The 21,497-nt window shown below is 43.3% G+C and carries 14 protein-coding genes and 2 pseudogenes; all 16 read right to left on the bottom strand.

Annotated elements, in window-relative coordinates; all coding sequences use genetic code 11:
* Nucleotides 1-360 precede the first annotated feature (360 nt).
* The 16 genes and pseudogenes from VF06_RS23940 to VF06_RS23860 all read right to left on the bottom strand — a co-directional run bounded on the left by VF06_RS23940 (nt 361) and on the right by VF06_RS23860 (nt 21,495).
* Nucleotides 361-633, bottom strand: coding sequence for a GlsB/YeaQ/YmgE family stress response membrane protein (locus VF06_RS23940; RefSeq protein WP_099068138.1), 273 nt, complete (start codon nt 631-633; stop codon nt 361-363).
* Between the two features lie 355 nt (nt 634-988).
* A pseudogene (locus tag VF06_RS42900) lies at nt 989-1,126 on the bottom strand (IS4 family transposase); the annotation flags it as partial.
* Between the two features lie 28 nt (nt 1,127-1,154).
* Nucleotides 1,155-3,161 (bottom strand): hypothetical protein, encoded by a 2,007-nt coding sequence (locus VF06_RS23930; protein ID WP_099068139.1) that lies wholly within the window; start codon nt 3,159-3,161, stop codon nt 1,155-1,157.
* 16 nt (nt 3,162-3,177) lie between these two features.
* Entirely contained in the window at nt 3,178-6,162 is a 2,985-nt protein-coding gene (locus VF06_RS23925; RefSeq protein WP_099068140.1) for a DUF6603 domain-containing protein, read from the bottom strand.
* A gap of 2 nt (nt 6,163-6,164) precedes the next feature.
* Nucleotides 6,165-8,321, bottom strand: a complete 2,157-nt coding sequence (locus VF06_RS23920; protein ID WP_099068141.1) for a hypothetical protein — start codon at nt 8,319-8,321, stop codon at nt 6,165-6,167.
* Between the two features lie 75 nt (nt 8,322-8,396).
* Complete coding sequence (locus tag VF06_RS23915; RefSeq protein WP_143861740.1) at nt 8,397-12,470, bottom strand: hypothetical protein; 4,074 nt, start codon at nt 12,468-12,470, stop codon at nt 8,397-8,399.
* A gap of 269 nt (nt 12,471-12,739) precedes the next feature.
* Nucleotides 12,740-13,387 (bottom strand): hypothetical protein, encoded by a 648-nt coding sequence (locus VF06_RS23910; RefSeq protein WP_099068143.1) that lies wholly within the window; start codon nt 13,385-13,387, stop codon nt 12,740-12,742.
* A 540-nt stretch (nt 13,388-13,927) separates the two neighbouring features.
* Nucleotides 13,928-14,716 carry a hypothetical protein gene (locus tag VF06_RS23905; protein ID WP_099068144.1) on the bottom strand — a complete coding sequence of 263 codons (789 nt, stop codon included), beginning with the start codon at nt 14,714-14,716 and terminating at the stop codon, nt 13,928-13,930.
* A 41-nt stretch (nt 14,717-14,757) separates the two neighbouring features.
* On the bottom strand, nt 14,758-15,102 hold the full coding sequence (locus VF06_RS23900; protein ID WP_099068145.1) for a hypothetical protein: 345 nt from the start codon (nt 15,100-15,102) through the stop codon (nt 14,758-14,760).
* Nucleotides 15,083-15,586, bottom strand: coding sequence for an RNA polymerase sigma factor (locus VF06_RS23895; protein WP_099068146.1), 504 nt, complete (start codon nt 15,584-15,586; stop codon nt 15,083-15,085). Before VF06_RS23895 ends, VF06_RS23900 begins: the two co-directional genes overlap by 20 nt.
* Nucleotides 15,587-15,901: 315 nt before the next feature.
* The gene (locus tag VF06_RS23890) at nt 15,902-17,248 is read right to left on the bottom strand and encodes a hypothetical protein (protein WP_099068147.1); all 1,347 of its coding nucleotides are present in this window, start codon (nt 17,246-17,248) and stop codon (nt 15,902-15,904) included.
* Nucleotides 17,249-17,393: 145 nt separating this feature from the next.
* Nucleotides 17,394-17,729, bottom strand: a complete 336-nt coding sequence (locus VF06_RS23885; RefSeq protein ID WP_099068148.1) for a hypothetical protein — start codon at nt 17,727-17,729, stop codon at nt 17,394-17,396.
* 316 nt (nt 17,730-18,045) lie between these two features.
* Nucleotides 18,046-19,440 (bottom strand): DUF4231 domain-containing protein, encoded by a 1,395-nt coding sequence (locus VF06_RS42155; RefSeq protein ID WP_218963796.1) that lies wholly within the window; start codon nt 19,438-19,440, stop codon nt 18,046-18,048.
* Nucleotides 19,441-19,494: 54 nt separating this feature from the next.
* Nucleotides 19,495-19,866: pseudogene (locus VF06_RS23870) on the bottom strand (transposase); the annotation flags it as partial.
* A 24-nt stretch (nt 19,867-19,890) separates the two neighbouring features.
* Nucleotides 19,891-20,628, bottom strand: coding sequence for a TRP family putative cation channel (locus tag VF06_RS23865; RefSeq protein WP_099068149.1), 738 nt, complete (start codon nt 20,626-20,628; stop codon nt 19,891-19,893).
* 102 nt (nt 20,629-20,730) lie between these two features.
* Entirely contained in the window at nt 20,731-21,495 is a 765-nt protein-coding gene (locus VF06_RS23860) for a DUF928 domain-containing protein (protein WP_099068150.1), read from the bottom strand.
* Nucleotides 21,496-21,497 lie beyond the last annotated feature (2 nt).

Here is a 21,497-nt window from a genome sequence, read left to right as displayed (position 1 = left end):
TACAAAGTCATTGTCTTTGTACATTACTCCAAGTTCATCCCGCATTTTCATATACACGTTTCCTTTGGGAAAGGATTTTCCTGCCACCTGCGCTGTCGTTTCTGGAATGGATGACCTATCTTGCGGATGAAGAGTCATATACTTGATTATTTATGCCATGTTTGTCACACAATCATTCTGCTCACTAATTACTCCCTTCTTCTGTGAGGGGTAATACCCCTCTCTTATTCGCCAACAGTCTCATAATATTAGCGCCCACCTAAATACAGGCAAGCGCTACTATTTTATTTAAATTCAGGGAGAAAATATAGTTAAATGAATTCCCTGATATTTACTATTAATTAATTCCAATTTAATTTCTTAGATTGCACTGCGACGATTTAGCAAGTTCCACAAGAAAACAGCGACAATTGCGCCAAGAACTGCTACTGCAATACCGGGAATGCTGAGTGTGGGGGCGGCTAATGTCAAGGTTCCTGTACTGAAGAATACACCCAAACTACCACCAACAAAAGCACCGATAATTCCTAATAAGATTGTTCCTAAGATTCCACCGCCTTGATGACCGGGATAGATAGCTTTTGCAATAGCACCAGCAATTAAACCTAAAACAATCCAAGCAAGAATATTCATTGTTGTTAACTTGATAGACGTTTTTCACTGACAAATACACAATAACAATCCCAACATTGACATAGAATCTTCCAACAGAACCAATTATTAATAACCTTGAGGATGAATGCTGTTACTTCTGGTGATATACCCACTAAATCCAATGGATAATCAATAAAAAAGCTCCTAGTTAGTCTAAAACTAGGGGCTTATTAATTCATTGCTTGGTAATTGCAGTATAAGCATTTTTCATTTACTTATTCTACTGGAAGAATTAAGCTAGAGTTCAGGGCATCAGTGAGAGGTTAAGGTAATTGCACTTTTGTCAAGAGGGTGCAGGAAAAGGAGACAAATCCAGCTTGGAGACTGACTTTCACAGCGCTTTTACAATTCCTAAATCTTGATTCTCTTTAGCAGCAAAGTACTTAATAGGGTCATCGGCGTTACCTTTGTCGTAAGCAACACTAAAATGGTACAAACCTCGAAAAATCATCTCCAAAGAAATGCGGTCAAAGGTTTGATATGATATTTCTCTAAATTTCCTAACAATTCTCCAGAGCAAACTGAACAATGCAAGTTCCTTCAAGTAGTTCTACGGCCAACTCTAGCGCAGTGAAAGGATTCTTACTGTTCACAGCCTGTTGCATACCCTGAGATAACTGAACCATATTCAACACGCCCAAGCTAGTATCTAGCCAATGGCTGTCTTCGAGTTCATATTTACGATATGTAGCGTTTGCTAAAAAATCACCTGTTGTAGGTTCTCGCAAAGTAACAAATCTGTGCTGAGCATCCGCTTTAAACCCAAAATGCAGCGCTTCAGGCTTTTGGTTGATTGTGATGGAGGTCACAACTCCTGAGAAAAGACAGATCATCACATTGTTAGATAGCCGTTCCAACCTCAGACACTTAAGTACTTTTTTCTGATGATCCATGCCTTTGATTTCTAGGCTAGGATAATGTTCGATCGCTTGCGATCGCAACAAAAAACCCGTAACGGTTTCTGAATTCTGGATATAAGATAAAACCTTTTGTTTACATTGCTGATAATACGCTTCCTGAGTTAGAACATCTCCAATTCCAAAAGCACCATCAATTACACACGCTAACCAGGTAGTATCTACTTGAAAAAACCGCAGGGACTCTAAGGGAAGTAAGCATGGTTCAGGCACTAAATAATTAAAAGGGATACTATCCAATAAAATCAGATTTTTAAACCAAGCAAGAATGCTCTGAGGCACATCACCAGATGTAGTATTTGTTCGCTGGGACTGAAACAAAAGCTGAATGGAATTTTTGTCAATTTCTGTAGGCTGACTAGAAGGTTTATTCCCATCCGCACTGTGCAGGGTATCCCTATTCACAATCTTCCGTTGAAGATACTGGCGTTTCCAATTAAATAGATTTATAGACAAAGATTTATCTTGCAGTGCCAGGAGCCTACCAAGTTGCCATGCAGCAGCGTAGGAACTGTCAAACAGCCCAATTTCTCGATCGTAAACTAGAAGCCGATCGGCAGCTCTAACGGGAAACTCAAATGAAAACGGTTGTTGATTTTTACCCGGTAAGAGAGGGCTATGATACCAGGAAACAGTGGTTTGAAAGTTACGGAGGTGGTGCTTGAGGGGGACATAACCCTTGTTGAGATAAGGATTGACGGTTCCATCTTTGTCATCTTTGCAAGCCAGCTTCAAAGTCCCTACATCTAAACTAGTTAACAGGTTTCTGAAATGGTCTTGGGCATTTGTTACTTCACAAACAAAGTCCCAACTATGCAGAGAAACAATACCCGTAAAAGTGCCATTATCCTTGTCTACTTTCTGTTTCTGTTCCTCCTGCTTTTTAGGAGTCTCCGACTCTACTTTCAAGCCAAAGAAATACTCTAAAGAAACCAAGTGAACGGTATTAATACCGGGTTTGGGTAGTCGATTGCCGATAACGACAGAGAGTTCAATTTTGCTACCATCCTCATGGGTTCCTTTTCGCACATGGGACAGTAGTTTTAAATCTGCGGCAGAGGGAAGCAGCTTTTTCAGAAGTTCTGTAGGAATTTGCAGCAGAGAAACAGGATCTTCTTTATTTTGGGTAGGGGATGGTTGAGGAGGAGGTGAGAGTTTACCCACAGTAACCACTTCAGGTTGAGCCACTTCGTCTTCATGAAACAACAGCAAAGCTAACCAGGGTGCTCCCGAATTGTGAGAGTTTTCAGAAGTTTCTTCTGAAGCCTTGCATTTTTCCCAGGCAGGTAGCGCGGCGCGGCGTTCCCAGGGCAGAGTACTCCGCTTCAGGATTATACTGGGGAGTACGTTGGTATAACTTCCTCTACTGCTAGCAGCAGGAAAGACTGAATAAACCGTTTGTGGGTTAAGGGAAAACTGATCTCCCTCCACATGGAAGATGCGGGTACTCGAAAACCTTGTATCAGATCCTCCAATTTCAGAGTGACTCAGGGTTTGGCTGACAGTAACGGTATACGCACCTGACTGCAATGAGGGCTGGTCATTCTCAATAAATTGCACCGCTTGGGGTGTCACGCTCGTCTCTGTCATAACCATCAAACTCCAATTATTTGGGATTGTTAGATGAATTGATCGAGTGAGGCTCACCCAGCAATTCCTCTATAAAAACTCCATTGATCGTGACATCTCGATCCGGTAAAAATCCCAGGTTTTGCAAGAGCATATTGCGCTTGTTCCGAATAGTCTCTGTATTTATTTCCTGTTTCAGATTTTTCGTATCTGATGCACTTCCAGACCTTAAACTGGGCAAATCAATTGCTTCCCATTGATAAGCCTTGCCAGAAATTGGATCGCCTAACAATAGTTTCTTGTATGCAATCTCTTGACTTTCCCGGGGGTTCTCTGGCGGTTTAGGAGTGATATTGAACCCACATAATGCATTATCTATAAACCGTGGAGCATTGGGATCTCTGGGAATAAAGCCTTCGCCCCACAAGGCCGCTGGTACTCTCTTGAAAACCGGCTGGCAGGAAAATTCTTGATTAACTAGCTCATCCTTACGTCTAATTTCAATCTTATGCGTACTGCTCAAGCTTGGCTTCAAGTCCATCGGTCGGAGCGAAATTTTCCTCTCCCAATTTTTATACTGAGCAGGATCAGCCATATTACTGGCAGTAGACGGAATCACGGAATCGGTAGAAATAGCAAATTCTTTGGGGTTAATAATCCACTCTTCTACTTTGTTACGCTCAAGTTTCCGAATCAGTCCGTCGCAGACTGTAATGTTGCAGATGGCATTATCTGTTGGGAGCAGAGATGCTTTAAATTCTTGCCAGGTAAGGGCTTTGGGTCTGGGAGGCAAAGAACTGCCAAACCTCATCTCGACGGATACAGGGCCAACTTCCAGGAATGCTCTGCCAGAAAAGGGCGGCCCCCATATTTGTAAACTTGCCCGGATATCCAGCGAAACGGTTTCAAAGCAAATTTTGACAGAGGCTCTGATTTCCAAAGCAACAGTGGCTTCGTAATAGAAGGGCTTCCAGGCAATCAGGAAGTGAGCTTCAATTTTGAAGGTAGCTTTGACGCTTTCTTGTTCAAAGCTAGCCTCCAGACAGACTCCTGCCATTAATGTGGAAGCGGTGAGGGCAAAGTACCCTTCTCCTTTAATCGAAAGGTTTTCATTCAATTGCCACTCCAGCTTGAGTCGTGGCACCTGGGGATAGTGACTAGGAACTTTGAACTTAGGATGATACCCCCCTAAGGTGAGAACAAAATCTCCTTCATGCTCGCCAGAAAACCAACTGTAAAAGGCAAAGCCTCCACTGAGATAGCATTTCTTAGACAGGATGTAAGACCCTTTTTGCAGGTTTGCTTCAACCCGCAAAACTCCTTCATCGGGAATATAAACAGCTTTGAGGGCAAGTTTAGCTTCTGCAACCGGTTCAATACCCAAATCAACTGCACCAGGCGGTGCAACGAGGGAGGCTAGCCCTAAAATATGAAATTCTGTACGTTTACCCAGTTTAACGATGAGTAGAACAAAGGCATCTATAATCTTGAAGGAGGTAAACTTAATGCCAATGGCAAAAAACATCTCGCCTGAGGCAGGCTGAATGTAAGATCCTAAACTATCAAGTATTTGTAGCAGGTCTTTACCTTTGTCCTCACCCCCCATTGCAAGCTTCACAAAAGGAAAGTCTTCAACAGCTTCAACAGTTTCAGGCGGATTTAATCGACGGTTGTAGCCAAAGCCTGCGGCTAAACCCGTCACAAAGAAGGCTGGAGGGCCCCCAAGAGGATAATCTAGCAGAGCAAAGATAAACAGCGATGCCTCGCCTTTGACTTCCGCGTAGGAGCCAATTGCGGAGAGGGTAATCTTTTTACCTTTAAAACTGGTGCCAATAATCACGGCACCGCTGTATTCCTCATAAGTGATAGGATTTCCGTTGCCATCTAGTTGAATTGCGCCTTGTTCGTCTTTCAGGTTCATGGTTTTGCGGAGCAAGGCACCACCAATCTCTAGACAGCCTCCGCCAGAGTAGTGAATGCCCAGTCCGTTCAGCCGGAATTTGGGTTTGAACTCGGTGAGAGAGGAGCCAACGCCTAAGCCATTGCAGGAAAGGGTAATGCCGCCAAAGGAGAGGGAAGCATTGAGAAAAAACCACAGTTCTGAGTTCTGGAACTGCATACCCACCTGTTGCATGGTGAGGGGGCCCAGCTTTTTGTTAACGTCAATCCAGGTAATAGTGTCATCTACGTTAGGAGGAGCCTGGGCTAATGCCTTGAATTTTTCGTTTTTAGGGTTTTGCTCGCTTTTTGAGATTGATATCTCAGACTCCTGTGTGGTAGCGTCAGCCTTTGCAGTATTGGTAATCTTACCCGTTTGAGAAGAGGCAGCACTAGACCTATCTTTTTTGCTGCGGCAGAGGGGCAAAGTGACCCATTGCGGGCTGTTTTCCAAAGTGAGGTTAGCACTCAGATATAGTCCTGAGTGCAAGGCAGGAGGCTTTTCTGTTTCCTGTTGTTTACTAGAAGAGACGGACGGTAATGAAAGACCCTGTGGTAGTTTCAGAGTGTTGATTAACTCTGCGGAGATGTCTTGATAGGCATAGAGAATTTGGATGCCATTGATGCGGGGGGTGAAGTCAGTGGGGAGTTTGTCGCCGATGAGGGGCAAATCAGCGAGGTTGATATCGAGTCCCAATGTAGCACCCACTAAAAAAGTAGGGGATGCTTGGGGTTTGTTTTTAGCTGAGGCAGGAGCTTTTTGATAAGCTAGGAAAACTTGCTCAAGAGAGAACGCTAACCCGGTGGGCAGTTGATCGGCGATGCTAGGAATGAGATCGCTGATGAGTTCTGCAATATCGACAGAATCGCCATTTTCATTGCGATAAGCAGCAGTAAACCCCGCAAATGAGTCTGTAGAAGTAGAAAGAGTGGCAAATTCAAATCGTCGTTGCTGAAGGATAAGGTAGACTTTTTTCTGTTGGGAACCAGGGTCAGTTTCAACAACCAGCAGCACGGAAGTTGGTTGATTGCCCAAGGCGAATTCTGCTTGAAAACCAAGAGTCAGTGAGGGTGAATTACTCATACCTACTTCTGCCAGTTCTTAGCTGCCTCAGTGGTCTTTTTAGCTCCATCTGTGGTTTCGGTCTGAAACACTATTTCACCCTTTTGGGAATATACGACTAAGTTACCGCTTTCCTCCAGAACTAAGCGATTTTTTCCACTGGTATTGGTAGACCAGATCATATCGTTTTTGGAGTTAAAGAGAGCGAAGTTCCCATCCTTTAAAGCTTTAAAGGTTTCTGCTACGTTATTTGGGACTGTGTAGGTACCCGTTGCCCAAACTGCTTCTTCTTTACTGGAATTTTTAATGTTATGGAGAACCAGATTGCCGTCCTTCTGAAAGAACAGCTTGTATCCTGTTGAGGTATACCAGTCTATGCCTTTATCACATCTTCTGAGTGTTATATCTTCAGATCCAGTTGCTAATATATCCCTCATCCGAATCTTTATAATGAAACACAAAGCGTACCATCTTGGTCGATTGGCTTGACTGGGGTTACTATTAAGGGTGTGGGGATTTATAGTCCCAGAATGACTGTGATCGCCGTTACTTTGTGTAGAAGAGTCCCTAATATTGTCGCTTCCTCTATCTATAGCATTGAAGTTGGGCGTGTCTTCTCGAGTAGCGTTATCACGATTGTACCAGGCACTTGGAAAGCCGTGACTATGACTTCCATTCCTTGAAATATTAACTTCTATTTTGGATAAGTCTATTGAATGATTATGCTCATCGGGCTCACCATAATCATTCAATTTGTGTTCTTTTCCAGCACCTACGATAAAGCGATCGCGCAAGTCTGGCGTATTATTATCTCCATTACACAGCGCCCAGCCTCCTGGAATTCCATCTGCTGCTCCACTCCACATAATAATCATGCCTGTTACAAATGCACCTTCCCCCTCAAACTTTCTGGCACTCACGGTATTGTTGACCGTGAGGGAATTTGCCACCGCGTCCCCCTTCACCTCCAGGAAATCTGACGCTATTTTTCCCTTTACATCTAGTTGAGTTTTAGAGTCAGGATACTTGTTAATCCCAATCTGTCCATCAGCATCTTTTCCTCCCTTCCGCTCAGTGATACAGGTTTTAGTCACATTCAGTATTCTTTTTCCATCCATATATCCTGGCAAATTGTAATAGGCTACATACAAATTCCCAATACCTGGACGAAGTGAGGATTTAAAGTTGCTTATTGTAATGAAGAAGTCCTCGTTCTGTTTAAAGGTAAATTGCTTTACCCGATCCTGTTCACCATCCTTTTGATTCCATGCGAAGTTGGGTCTAATTATCCAGGTTGGATCTTCTAAATCTGGTTTTGGCTCTTCTATAAGCCAGTACTTTTGACTTAGTTCTTTTTCAAGAATTAGTTCTTTTCCAATAGAAATTTTAGAAATTATTGCCTCATCTTTTTTGGCAAGCGCCCAAGGTTCTTCCCTATCTCCTTGTGCATCAATTGTGATTTCAAACCTCGAATGTTCGTTTAAAGTAATTGCATCTGATCCTGTATTTACAATCTGAAGTACGAGAGGTTCGCTATTTGAACCATTATTGAGAAGGGTTGCTGCATAGGCAAACGTAACAGTCAAACTGGCCGCTCTTTTACCGGAATAATTGAGAACTGTGAGAATGATTATCTGCGTTTGAGAGTCAATAGCTCTTCGTTCTGTGTTAGCATTTTCATCAAATTTTTCCTGTGCAAAGTAGAAATCTTTATAATTTATTTCTAATTGAGTGACCCTTGCTCCGTCAGTAGAATTCGCGCCGAGACCAGCCAATGTAATCAATTTAGTTCCTTCTTTTTCGATGACGAGCTCATCCTTTCGCTTGAGAAGAAAAAGCGAAACCGTGCGATCGCGATTTTCATAGGGTCGGCTCATGCTCCAGCCCTCTTTACTGTCCTCACTCAAATCAATCTTTTCACGGGATCTTGGGGAGAGTTGGTTAGGTCTGAATTTAAGCTCTATATGATAATTGTTAGGGCTGGGGGCTTCTGGCTTTGATTGAGTATGGCTCAACTTAATTGTTTCGCTGAAGGAATTTTTGATCTCTAAATTGAATCGCAGTTCATCAGGATTATCGTTAATGTAAAGAAGATTACGATCCTCTCGCACATGAAAATTGTAGAGAGCAAAGGAGAGAGGATTTTGCTGTGAAAATTCTTGATGGGTGGTTTCAGACATGGTAGGACTCGTAATTTTTCAATAGTTGCTATTCAGCAAAGCGTTAAGTCGTGAGAAATACAACCTTAAATGAGTTCAAGAACTGTTGGTTTGGTGTTTAGTCTTCTTCAACTTGAGCCAACCTTCCCGTAACTCCTGTTTGGCAAAAACCGCCTCCATCTGCACTGGACGAATTTTTACTGCACATACATCCAACGCTGTTTCAATTTGTTTTTGCCATCTTTGATAAGGTTTCTCTAGCTGGGGTTGCGATCGCTTGTCATAGGGCGTTACTAGCACTTTATCGTTCTCTACTATCAGCCAACTCACCTCATTAAGCAGATGTTCCCAAATGGTTTCTCCACTCAAATCCTGTTCCGAAGTTTGGCTGCATGATTGAATTTGGGGTTGAAGATATTGGATAAACGCTTCTCGCGTAATCTCGCCGATCGTGGAAATTTCAGACCAACTTTGAGCTTCATCCTGCTCAAACCAAGACCAAGTGTAGCCCTGTTCTTCAGGGAGGGGTAAATGCATTCTGCGGGGCGTTAGGATCGGAGCCGTTAAAAAGGAAATTGAAATGGTCTTCAGGGCATCCACATAATGTTCTTTGGGAATGGAAATGTCTTTTGTGGGCGCAATTCCCGTTACCGCATGGACTTTCGCTCTAGGATCGATCAGTGCTGTCACGACTTGGGGAGCAGCCTGTACTGTTTGGTAAAACAGATGTGGCTTGGTGACAATTCGCTCATGGTTTACACCCTGTGCTTGGGCAATATAAACCTGCTGACTGAGGTTGCCAGCGTCGTCCTCTAGCCAGTAGCCCACCAGTCCATCACTGAGTTTGCGATAATCTCCCAGGCGAATGGGAAATTGTACCTGCTCAAATTGATTTGTTTCCCGCTCTGTGCGTTCTAAATCTTGTCGAAAAACTGACCAATCCTGGTTGATGGCAGGTTGTCCCTGTAATTGTAGATTGAGCGTCGCTCTGACCACTGCAATGGGTTGCCCCATGATGAGTGCGATCGCAGGGTCACGATCTACATCCTCCGGTTCAATGTTGTCCCATGCCGTCCGCACTGCTTGTATAAATTCCTCTAAAAACCTATCTGTTGCGGTGGAATCAGTATCATCTCCTCCGCACAGCGTCTTCAATACTCGCTTCAAATAGGGGTTCTCAATGCTTTCAAGGGTGTGGGTCGTCTGGGGCGCACTGCGCCAACGCTCTTCTCCAGCTTGACGGATTTCTATTTCCCCTAATGAGTGACCTGCTGCATCGTAAATTTCCAAAGTGTTGTCAATAAAATCGGGCAGAATCCACCCGCAGATGGGGTTTAAGCATGGATGAGACGAGGCTTCTCCTTCATAGTTAGGATTGCCAGAAAGCCAACGGAAATTAAGTCGGGTTCCCTGCACTAAACGGGGTGGTAGGGCAATGGCTTCTGTAGGCTCAATGGACTGCCTGGTTGTGTTGTAGTCCTTTGTATGGATAAGAGTGGGTTTGAGATGGTCTGGCGTGAGGGTGCGTTGCCATTGTAGGTTTTGGCTCTGTCCAAAGGTATCAACCAGGCGCAGCCGCAACACCTTGAGGCTTCCGGCTCGAATGGGATTGAAAAAATTCAGCGGTTGCGGCGCACTAATGATATGGCTGGCTACGGCGCTGTTCACCAAGTCAGCAAAGCTTTGGTACTTTGGAAAGCCAAGAGGATCGGTAATGTCGAGTTGTAAAGTTTGCCGCCGTCCTAACAATGCCTGGTTCAATCCGCTCAAACACTGGGAGAGGCACACAGTCTGCCGCAGTTCCTGATAAGCACGTAACAGCGATATGTAGATCGCATATTGCGCCTTCTGCGACTCAGAATACTGACTACCTGGAAGGAGCAATTCAGTTTGTAACCATTCAATAAAATTGTTTACCTGTGTTGGAAAGAAATTTGCTTGGGACAGTTGTTTCTGTTGGCAGTAGTGCTCAAAAACAGGCTGCTTGCTGAAGTAATCAGTGATTCGGTCTTCGTGTTGCAGGGTCGCATGGCTGCTGAGGAAACTCCGACCACTGTAGATATCCTGGACAATTGTGCTGTCGCTGAAGTTGTCTTCGATCTTCTGGGGTTTTAGATCAATCGCGTTATCATTGAGCTGATAGTGACGGGTCAGAAAATTGGTTGGATAGTTGCGATTGGATGAAAGGTTACTACTTTGCCCTTTAGTAGGGTAGAACGCAACTTCCCACTCCAGTATGAAGGGATTCCACGGTTGTTCTTGCCAGATGGTCTGCCCTGGGTGCTTTACTGAGTCAGTTCCAATTAATTGAGCAATCTGCCGATCTAATGCGTTCAGTAGTTCATTAACAGCTTCAGGATTGACTTGAAGCTGACCGCGCCAAAAAGATGCGATTTGTTGTGCAAAGCTTGATGGTTCTGGGTTCCAGAGGGTACAAGCCAGGGGTTGATCGGCAGAAATAGGGGGGGCAGTAAACCTTGCCGCTTCTCCAACCACCATAACGACTGGTTCATTAGGCTGCCAATAACGAGGTGCAGGAAGAGGTTGCAGTTGATAGGCGATCTGTGATGGAGTTCTGGTGTCAGTTGGGAATAAATTATCTAATTGCTGGACAATAAGATTGATAGAGTCAGCAATTTGGTACGCTAACGAATTCTGATTATTTGCAGGAGTCTCTGGTGAAGCAGTAGCCCCGATCGCTTTTCCTTTATCATCGGTTTCTAAAGTTAAGATGCCTGTTTCAGATTTCAGGCGATCTAAGGCAGCAATGCCTTGAGTCTGGATAAAGTGCTTGACTCGATCTGGTCTGGGATACTCACTCAGGCGACCAATCGGCGGATAGGCACAAACGATGTACTTATACCAATCCGCAAAGAGTTGGTCTTGCCGGGACTCTATTTCGTGAAGCGCTCGATTGTATTCCTCTTGCAACTTATTAAGGTGCAAAAGTGCGCTGGCAAGCTCATCGGGAATCGAGAGTTCAGAGGCATTCCTGGCAGTCGATAAAGGATTGCCAGACGCTTCATTTTCAGATGGAATGTCCCAATCCTTTTTAGGGTCTACTTTTTCGATACGCCAGAGGACACCTGCCGCTAATCCTGTGAATCCTTTTTCATGGCGGGCTTCCCTGAGCCGAGTGTCTAAGTCTAAGTGATGCCCCTCCAGGGTGGCGGACAGTTGTAGCGCTTCTAAATAGTTCTCTAGTGCCTGTTTGGATACCCGTGGGGTTGGCTGTTTTGTGGTGACTTGCTCGGCTAGATACGCAGATAAAGCTTCTGTCCCGGTATTCGCCAGCGCAATTGTGACCAGTGTATCACCCTCAGATTGGGCTTTGTTGGATAACGCTTTCTGGAAGGTCAGGCGACCATAGCAGAGCATCTGAGTGGGTTGTTCATCTCCATTGACAATCCATTTGAGTTCATCTTCTAAAGCCGCTTTGAATGATTTTCCTAATTTTGAAATGTTCTGTAAAAACTGCTTGAGATAATCTCGTTCTGGATCGCTGTACCATCCCCAGACATCATAGTTAAGTTTCTCAGTTGCTTCCTGAACTTCGGCATCATAGCAGCCAAAAACGCTATAGGCGTTGGGATAAAATGCAGCAAAAGCAGGATCGCCATAGCCAATTGCAGTTAACTGGTTTCCCCAATATTCTGCGAGTGCATCCTTTAAAGGCCAATCGTTGAGTGGTACTTGGCGACCTAAAAAGCGAAAGGGTTGATATTTGCCTTCATCAGGCTTGGTGGGAAAGGGAATACAAACATTTTTAGGGGTACTTTTCTCAGGCCACAGATAGTCACTTTCAACAACCCAAGCTTTAGGATTGAGTGTCCCTCCCCGACGGGTAATTAACCAACGATTGGGAACTGCTGGAAATTGTGGGCTTTTTCCCTCTTCTTGCTTGCCTTTACACAGTGCTTTCGGTAATCGCCAATGTAAATGAGTACCCGCAGGGGCTAGAAAGTTGCAGTTTTGAAAAGGAGCCGTAACAATGGATTCACTAATGTTAGTGACGTGAGTATTGACATCTCGTTGTCCATCAAAATATGGCAACCGACTAAAGTCTGCCATTGCCCCGGCGAGTAATTCACTCTTAGATAGACAGAGGGCATTGACTTCAATGGGAACCATTAAATAGCGATCGCGCATGGTAACAAACTCATGGGGCAAGCAGATTCTCTAGAGAAGAATAGAGGCTTGAATTTCTAGGAATAAATGTTAGTCATGACACTGACATTAGGCGTTTCCAGCTAACACCAGTTAACAGAGGTAGCGATTCATCCTGATAATGTCCTTGAGGCTGTAGGTTGAGTAAAACCTCAGCCTACAGCAGATTCAGGATGGCCAGATTGAGCGCAAGACACAATCCAAAATCTTACAATTTTAGAGAGCTTGCCAATCAATCAGATCGAGGTATTAAACGTTATCCTCTTTAGCGTTTAAGTTGTTTCATCTTCGTTAATTTTGGCGGAAGGAGCAGAATTTATGCCTGTACCTGGTAAAAGAGCAGGCTCTTTGGCTGCTGGAAGAGCAGCTTGGACTCCCTTAATGGACTCTTCTATGACTTTTGTCACTCTCTTCTCTTCAATCCCTTTGGCAACCACAACGAATAATCCGTTGAATTTGAAAAAGTCACCTGATTTCTCCAGATCTGTTGGGCAACTAGCACTGGCAGCAAACAAATATTCACTTTGCCCAGCTTTGTCTTTTTGGTCGTCATGCTCTTTGAAGTACTGTGCCGTTGCTTCTTTTGGATACTGCTTGTAATACAAAGCTCTAATTGTCAATTGAGCAGTGACGACCTTTTGAATTAGATTATCAAAGGGTTTGATTCCTGTAGGTTCTTTATCGTCCAAGAATTGCAAGGCTTCTGGCTTCATTCCCAAATCCTGAACTGCAATGGATCTTAGAGCCTTTCCCAGCTCACCGATTTCCAAAGGTCGGGGAAGTTCAAACTCAATACCATAGTCCTTAGTCTTGTTGATGGGAATTTTGGGCATGAGATCGACTGTTTGCTTGTTGATCTCAATTTGAGCGCCAACATAAATGTCAGCTTTAACCTCATCTGTGCTAGCTACTTTAGCCATTGTAATATTTACTCCTAATGATTTGAACTGAAGAAAGTTTTCCAGAAAAGAACGGAGGGTAACGCCAAGACCTCAGTTTCTTTATGACTACTGCAAACGTTGGCTCATAACGCAATTACTCGCGCTTGTTGAGATATTCATACCCCTGCACTAACCCATAAACTTGTTATGAAGGTAAGTGATAGATATTTGAGTTTTTCCTAAAACTTTACGTTTTTCTCAACGATCGCACTTTTAAGACGAATCCCAGAAGCAGTTTCTGAATTTTTCGAGTGACAAGTTTTTTCCCTAACTCTAATGCACTCCACGAACCCATTACGAAAAGCAGCAAAGGAGGCGATCGCACTCCCTCAAACTCTACCGACTGCTGCTGCAAAGTCGTGTTAGGTGCCGTGATGCCTACTTGTGCGTTTTGTGGGGGTTAGTGCTGATTGTTCGTTAGCACTGTTCCCGGATCCAAAAATCTTGTGTCCATGCCGAGTTCATTTACGTCCATTGTTTGCTCCTTTTTTTGTGGGTTTTGGTTTTTGGTTTGCTGTTTTAGCTGGGATTTTTTACGCTGAATAACACGGTCTTCGAGATTCCTCGCAGTGTTTTGTCGTCGAGCATTACATTGTATTTATCTATCTTAGGGCTATCTAAGACCTGTGGGGGGTGCTTTTGGAGTGGGTCTATATCGCCACTTTTTAGGTCTGGATGGGATTCGGAGAATCCCATTGTTCCACCCATGTTTCTCTCCACGTAAAAGTTGCTCGCTCTTATCTTTTGTACCTTAATGTGCTTGTCTATGTTTGACTCGTTAATGTTGTTGTCAGAGCATGCATCCCCGAACTCCTTCAAAAAGTTTCCGCGACCTAAATTGCATACGAAAAAATCTATCGCTTGCACAGTCATTCCTTGCTTTATTATGTTTCCCCCGCAGAGATACTCGAAGAAATTGCTGCCGGTGATGTGGCTCATTTGTGTCTTATAGTTCGTTGGTATGGTAGGGTCTACCACCGGTTTGAACTTGTATTTCTCAGGTGTAAACGTGGGAGAGAATTCAGAGCCGTGGGCGGATACGATGATGTGGTCGATCCCTAGTGGGAGAGATCCGGTGTAGGAGGTCATCTTTGCGTGTTCTTTGTTGTCGTTGATGTCACCGACCTCGTATAGTATTACCCTTCTATTAGGTGGTTTGTTCTGTTCAAAGTCTTTTTTTACAGTGAAGTAATAAAGTTGGTGGGTGAAGTTTGTCGCTAACTTACGCAGACAGATTTTTCTTTGGTTTCGTTCCACTAGGTCTTTGTCTGGTGATATTAGAACAAGTGTCGTCCGTGACGCTTCCATGTCGTTCTCCTTTTTTTAGTTTGCTTTGTATCGGGCAGTATCTAGCCCGTCTCTTGTTTCTTCTCTTTCTGTTTTTTGTGCTGCGTTTGTCTAGGTCTAAGCTTTTTCCTCTCTTGCTTTTCCTTCAGCCACTTGTCTCTTAAAAAGTGACGTATTCTATTCTTAAGACGAATCGGGCGATCGCTTTCTGAATTTTCCAAGTTAGAGATTTTTTTCAGCTTGGATGCCCCGCCCGACTCAATAACAAGATTCGGATTTCTCACGAGAGGGAAATCCAGTTCATTTCTTTTCGCCTTTATCTCTCTAGACGTTTTCTTGCTTACCTTTTGGAATTCTTCGATAAAGTTCCCTTTGGAATAAAGCAGCTTAGAGGAAGTTTGACTCAAAAAAAACTGGATAAGATAGTTCTTGATAAAAGTGCAGGATAAACGTCTCGCGCAGCCTTGTTGGTAAGTTAGCGATCGCACTGCGAATAACAATCTTTTTCTCGCCTATCTCCAAAGCGCTTAGGGGCGTATCGTCAAAGGAAACCAGCCCTTGTTCTTCTGGAATTGTATCTATATCCTCAACTCTATTCGCGCCCCGACTGCGTTCTCGATGAATATCCACGCAGAGATTATGAGCCAGCGTCGTCAGCCAAGCTTTAAAATTAGTAATTTCCCCCCGATACTTTTGCAGCTTTTCCCAAGCTTTCAGCATTGCCCGACTGAGCGCATCTTCAGCATCCGTTGGGTTTCCACCTATCCACTTGACGCAGCAACGATAAAGATAATCTCGATACTGTTGCCATTGCTGCCAAAAAATTGACCGTATATCTAAGGCGAGAGCGCTCTGTTTTGAAATGATAGATGTTTGAGAATCTAATTTCATGCTTATTAGTGTCCGGCACAGAACTTTGCTTAAAAAGTCTATGTTTGATAACAGGCTGGCTTTAGCTCTTAGAGGATGTTTGAAAAGTATGATTATTAACACCAATTTCTTTCAAACCTAACCCCCCAGTGCCATAACCTTTTTCCCTTCGAGAGGGTTAACAATTCAAAATTCAAACATTTTAGACAGTTTCAGACGGGGATTTAAGCCCCGACTGAAGCTGGGACTACCTTTAGAGGTATCGGTCTTAAACCCTTTTATTTACGAAAAATTCGCAGGCGATCGCAACAGATGGTTCGGTTCGTCAGGAGAACATCAACTTGCAGGGAACTGTGCTAGGAGGTCTTTGCCGTCAATAATGGTACTAGTGAAGGTGAAACTACGGTTAGCTTGGTAGCGTGGGTCTGATTTAACGATAGCCATGAACTCACGATGTCCCTGTTTTGTCCTGCCTACTTGACAGCCAGCGCTCCATCTTCCTACGTCGGACTTAGGGTTATCACCTCCCCAATGTTGGTTAATGCCAAAATGACCTGAGTCAATGGAGTCACCTGCATCGCGCGTGCCTGACCGATTTGCATCGCGATGGACGGTGACCGAACCACCAGTTTGCACAAGAGCTTCATGAGGAGAAGCCTGTCCGTGAGTTCCTACCTGCCATGCGGTGTACTGCCCAAAGGCGATAATTGCCGCACCTTTGGAGTTCAAGGGATTGTACGTATAGTACTTACCTGGGTTGGTTGTGGCTTCCCAACAACCAATCATTTCAGGCTTGCCGTTTTTAAACTCAATTACGATGCGGAGGTCGTTCCAGACATTGAGGGCGTTGTCATTGAGCGTTCCGTCGGGATTCATGCCTTCGATGTAGATAATATTCTTGTATCCAAGTTCTTTGTAAATTTTGTAGCCCTTCTTCTGGCAATAGGCAACGATTTTCTCTGCTAGAGTTTTAGGCTTGGTCTGGACTGTGGCGATTTTGCAGCCGTCAATCTGGACATGTCCACCATAGATAAACCAAATGCGCCGATCCTGAACTGGAGCTTTGAGCATGACTCGGAGATGTTGAGCATCTGCGATCGCCACCTCGGTAATTTCCAACTGTTTCCCCGCTTTCACACTGGTTTTTTCTGATGCATCGAGCTTGTTGGAGGGCAATGAGCAGCTTTTAAATACTGAGTCAGAAGTCACCTTCAGATTAAACTGTCCCCGCTCGGTCTGGTCATCTTTGAGTCCTATCGCTTGCAGAAAATACAAAATTGCCGCACAACCAGCAGCCGAATCAATAGTGTTGGTGTGATTAGTCCCAGACCAAACAAACGGCGTAATTCCCTGGCTATCTTTGCCCTGGAAGTCGTTGCACGCATCGAAGGCGAGTAAGCGAGATGAGAGCTTTGCTGGTATCTGTTCGCCCTGAATCTTACTCAGCTTGTGCGTGACTTGCTCGAAGAATTCTGTAGAACCCTGGAAATCCGTCTTAGCATGTAAGATTCCTGCCCAATACCAAGGTAAGTTGGGATAGTACCACTCGATTTTCTCGTAAAAGCCGCGATCGTAATACAGCTTCTCAGCAATTTTTTCTAACTCTGGCAAGAGATTTGATTGCACCTTGCAGCCTTGCCATAGTTCTGTATATTTTTCTTCAATAGATACAATATTAGCCATTTGTATGATATTTACTTGTAACTGTTCATAGATAAATAAGAAACGGCAAAATTTTGTTATAGTAAAAAACGCTTGGAGCTTTACTTTTCAATAACCTTCAAAAGCTTGAACACTCAGCACTTGCATTCGCTTTTAAAAAGTCCAGCTATGAGCCGTTTGAAGTATAGTTTGCTGTGTTCAAGCTCCAGTTTGGATTTGTTAGATGTTGATTATTCATGTCTTCATGCGGAGTTTCTTTATATCTAATGTCTTGATTTTTAACCTCTTCTATGTGTTGGCAGAGGCTAGAGATGATTATAGGGTCGCGGATGATTTCAGTCAGGATGCGGGCTTCATTAAAGTCTCTGGCATCGCTTCTTAAGTCACGCAACACCAGATCGATTAGCTCAGGACTGATTTCTATTTCCAAAGAAATGCTAATCGCAACATCTTGCCCCATTTTGTCTACATTAATCGAATACTTTTTGCTGTTACGAATCATAGTCGTGTTTTGCGGTGAGTGCCTTCATTTTCTGTCTACTGAAGCAGATTAATTGTGATTCTCTACTGTTTCCGCTACTACACTTCCCGAAGTTATAAGGTACACTAATTGATTGAATTATCGTTGAACTGTGCTAATAGTCGGGTAAGAAAGTTCGTAGTAAGGACTTCAGTCCTTATTTTCTAAGCACGCTTTGTGCTTACTACAAACTTTTCATTACTACCTTGACAGACTACTAATAGCATCCCAAATATCTGTACCTCATAGCAGCAGGAAGAGCTGTAACTTAATTCCTCAAACTTTAAATGCTAAACCATTAAACGTAGGGTTTCAGGAATAGGTCAGCTTCAGCTTCTCTTCGTCTCCTAAGTCCTTGCTCAACATTTGATCCAGGATTGCGATACTTGATGAAAGTTTCGCGGATATTAGCCCAATCCTTATTCTTTAAGACTCTAGTCATTGACTCAAAATTAGAGAGACCGTAAAATTTACTCCCCAAGTTGTAGCCAAAACTGAGTAAGGCACCTTGTTGGTGAGGGTTAAGTTCGCTCCAGCAAGGTATTTTCATTAAATCGGGTAAGTAACTTGTTTCCAACTGATAAATCAACAGTTCATCCGCTTGTTGTTGGGAAATTCTCTCTCCCATGTACCACGGGCTACCATCACGTTTCCTGGTCGTACCCCAGCCAATTGTGATCGGTAGCCCTCCACTTAAAGGATCTTTGTATGCATCAAGATAGCAACCTTCAAACTTTTTAATTAGCTCAACTCCACACATAGGTATACTTGTGGAGACTTGTTTAGTTTCGGTGAGCTGGTTTGTTGCTGTAACGTTCCTGCTTATAGGATTGCTCTTAATCTTAGCCAGAATCTCGTTAGCACTGAGATACTGTACTGAATCAGCGTTGAGGCTGGTGCTGTCACGATCTTCTTCGTCCTCTTGGGATAAATTACCAACAGCATTTAAGTCAGATTGCTTATCTGAGTCCACTTGAGCTGCCAGAAGTGCTGGTTTTTCGTTATCGCGCTCTTGTTCCAACTGCTGCCTTTCGGCTTGGACGCGCTGTTTCTCGGTTTCTAGTTCCTTAAGTTGGGCTTCATACTGTGTCCGTAATTGCAACTGCTCGTTGAGCTTTTCTAGGGCAAGTTCAGCATTCTTTGTGACTGTTTCTTGTGTCTGCTTATTGCCTGCCTCTTGTCGTTCTGTTAACTGGGAAATAAAGCCCTGTAAGTCTTGCTGAATATACTGTTCGACGCGTTCAGCAAAAATGGTGTAAGCATCGGAGTGGGCATTAAATTGACGATAGGGGCCAGCCATTTGGAAAAATTGCCACCCCTCAATTTTCAAGCCTTCGGCAGTATTACGATAGTTGCGGTACTTCTCACCATGACCAAAAAACTCTTCAACCGCAGCAGAAACGGCTACTACCTGACTTAAACCGAAAGCCGACCAGCCGACAATTTCTTGCCACTTTTGGTTCCCCTTCTGAAAACCAATTAGTGCCGGGACAATTACCCCGCCAATGATGGTAATCATTCTGAGGTTGTGATGAGCATTGCGTTCTTTAGTGGCTTTTCCCTCCAGCCACATAACTTGGTCGAGCCAGCGATTTTTCAGAAAGTCTTTTCGCAAATCTGACAAGTCGAGTTGGTCAATCAGTCCACAGAATATCTGTCTAAGGTATTGACTATAGTCTTGTTTCTTAGCCATAGTTTTAAATTTCTCAAAAGCTTCTAGTACAGTTCGGCGGAAATAAACAGACGATTAAATAGCCAAAACTTTACCCTTAGAAATCCATTTAAAAGGTTTAGCCATTGTTTGATTAAAGTAGTCGATAAACTTGAGGATTCGATTTTTCAAATCATCCTGACTGACGAAACTGGCTCTTCTGAGTAACTTGCGAACCAAGATACTGAACCAAATTTCAATTTGATTAAGCCATGAAGAATATTTGGGTGTGTAATGAAAAATAATTCGATGTGTTGGGTCACTTAAAAAAGCTGCACGGGATTTCATAGACTTGAGGATGCCACTTTCTCCTTTAATACCCAAGTCAATATCCAAACTTTCTTTTTCTGCAATTAAACGAACTAGGGACTCAGACTGATGAGTGTTTAGACAGTCCATAATTAAATGCCATTTTTTGGCAGAGGTATTTTGTTAAGTAGAAAGTAAATGTGTAATTGTATGAGTTAACTTTTCCCAATCCGCTTCTAAATCAATGGTTTGCAACTTACCAGAAGCAGCTAATTTTTCAGCACGTTCATCTGTAGCTTCTCCATTTAATGCACAGACAAGTTTATCGGCTGTTCTACCACTACCTGCTATTACCATCACCAAGCGTCCGGCGATGACGCTGTTAGCAGCGTCAAGAAAGGTAATTTCTCCACCATTTATCAGCATTGTTACCGAAGGTGCGCCACCAGCTAGCATGGTTGCTACTTGTACTATCCAAGCAGATTCATCACCCCAATTATGGCCAGGGACTAGGATAAAATGAGTATGATGCGGTTCTAAAAGTGCAGCATCATCAGTAGATTCAGTCTGATTGGGTAGAATGACTTTTCCTGTAGGCGCTACCCCAATCAGCGGAAATTGAGCATTGATTTGATGACGAGCATTACCTATCAATTGCATTACTCCCGCATCTGTACCACCATCGACAATATATGCTCCTAAACGTTGCGCTATTGGGGCTAATACTTCTATAAACAAGCCTTGGATACGTACAAAGTCCGCTTCGCTCATCTGACTTGCACCACCAACGATAACTAAAATCGGATGGGAACCAACCAGCCCCATTTGCTCAAGCGCATCAGACAATTCTCCTGCTTCGGATACTGTAGCAACTGTTGCTGTCTGCCCTTCATTGAAACTCAAGCTAAAAAATTTTTCCATGTCCGGGAATTAAAGTGTATAAAGTCACACTTTTTATTTAAAAAATTATGATTTTTTAAATAAAATGACTACTATTTTTTCCATATCAAATGATTTTTCTTACTACTTTTGTAGGTTGAGTTCAAAAACAGGTGAATTAACAAACTCTTCAAGTTTAAAAAGTGATAGTAAATTAGCCCATTCCTGCTGATTAGCAACCCGGTTCTGAGCAAGTTGGCTAACAGTTTCATACCAAATGTTATTTTCTGCATAAGGAATGTACTGGTGTTGATATGCTGTTTGCTTAATTTTTGTTACTAGTTTAGGACTCGCTCCCACTCGTTTTACCCAACCATTCACGCTAATATTTGTGTTAGATCCCTGAGTATTGACACAAGCAATTTTGAAGTACCAATGATATTTTTTTCCAATCAATAATGGTTTTTCGGTAGAGGGAAGACTAATGCTGACAATGCCTTTTTTTTCTGATAAAGAGAACAGTAGAGGCTTTGTCAAAACAGACTTTTTCTGTTCATCTAATAATCTAAATTTAGCTGGAGGTGACTGGGAATTTCCTCCAAAGGGTAAATAAAACCAGAACTGGGGATAATCCTGAGTAGTCAAGCCTCCATTGTTATTAGAAACTAAGGCAATGAGATTGTTGCTATTTATTTGAGAGCATTGCGATCGCGTTGCTCCTCCTCGCGATCGTCCAGACGCATTTCCCTCGGCTCTAGAACCATTAAACATCTGGCCAATACGCTCAAAGACATTCTGTGCTTGGGCTTTGCGAACAAAAATAGGAGACAAAAAATTAAAATAAAAAACAGTTGTCAGAGTGCAGATCAAAATAGTTGACCGCGGAATCGATAATTGTGGACGAAGCATTT

It is taken from the genome of Nostoc linckia z4 (assembly GCF_002608075.1).
Classification (GTDB): Bacteria; Cyanobacteriota; Cyanobacteriia; order Cyanobacteriales; family Nostocaceae; genus Nostoc; species Nostoc linckia.
This window is presented reverse-complemented; position numbering and strand designations above follow the sequence as displayed.

Coding starts and splice junctions, on each gene's coding strand:
- VF06_RS23940 (WP_099068138.1), bottom strand. CDS start 633: ATGAATATTCTTGCTTGGATTGTTTTAGGTTTAATTGCTGGTGCTATT.
- VF06_RS23930 (WP_099068139.1), bottom strand. CDS start 3,161: ATGACAGAGACGAGCGTGACACCCCAAGCGGTGCAATTTATTGAGAAT.
- VF06_RS23925 (WP_099068140.1), bottom strand. CDS start 6,162: ATGAGTAATTCACCCTCACTGACTCTTGGTTTTCAAGCAGAATTCGCC.
- VF06_RS23920 (WP_099068141.1), bottom strand. CDS start 8,321: ATGTCTGAAACCACCCATCAAGAATTTTCACAGCAAAATCCTCTCTCC.
- VF06_RS23910 (WP_099068143.1), bottom strand. CDS start 13,387: ATGGCTAAAGTAGCTAGCACAGATGAGGTTAAAGCTGACATTTATGTT.
- VF06_RS23905 (WP_099068144.1), bottom strand. CDS start 14,716: ATGGAAGCGTCACGGACGACACTTGTTCTAATATCACCAGACAAAGAC.
- VF06_RS23895 (WP_099068146.1), bottom strand. CDS start 15,586: ATGAAATTAGATTCTCAAACATCTATCATTTCAAAACAGAGCGCTCTC.
- VF06_RS23890 (WP_099068147.1), bottom strand. CDS start 17,248: ATGGCTAATATTGTATCTATTGAAGAAAAATATACAGAACTATGGCAA.
- VF06_RS23885 (WP_099068148.1), bottom strand. CDS start 17,729: ATGATTCGTAACAGCAAAAAGTATTCGATTAATGTAGACAAAATGGGG.
- VF06_RS42155 (WP_218963796.1), bottom strand. CDS start 19,440: ATGGCTAAGAAACAAGACTATAGTCAATACCTTAGACAGATATTCTGT.
- VF06_RS23865 (WP_099068149.1), bottom strand. CDS start 20,628: ATGGAAAAATTTTTTAGCTTGAGTTTCAATGAAGGGCAGACAGCAACA.
- VF06_RS23860 (WP_099068150.1), bottom strand. CDS start 21,495: ATGCTTCGTCCACAATTATCGATTCCGCGGTCAACTATTTTGATCTGC.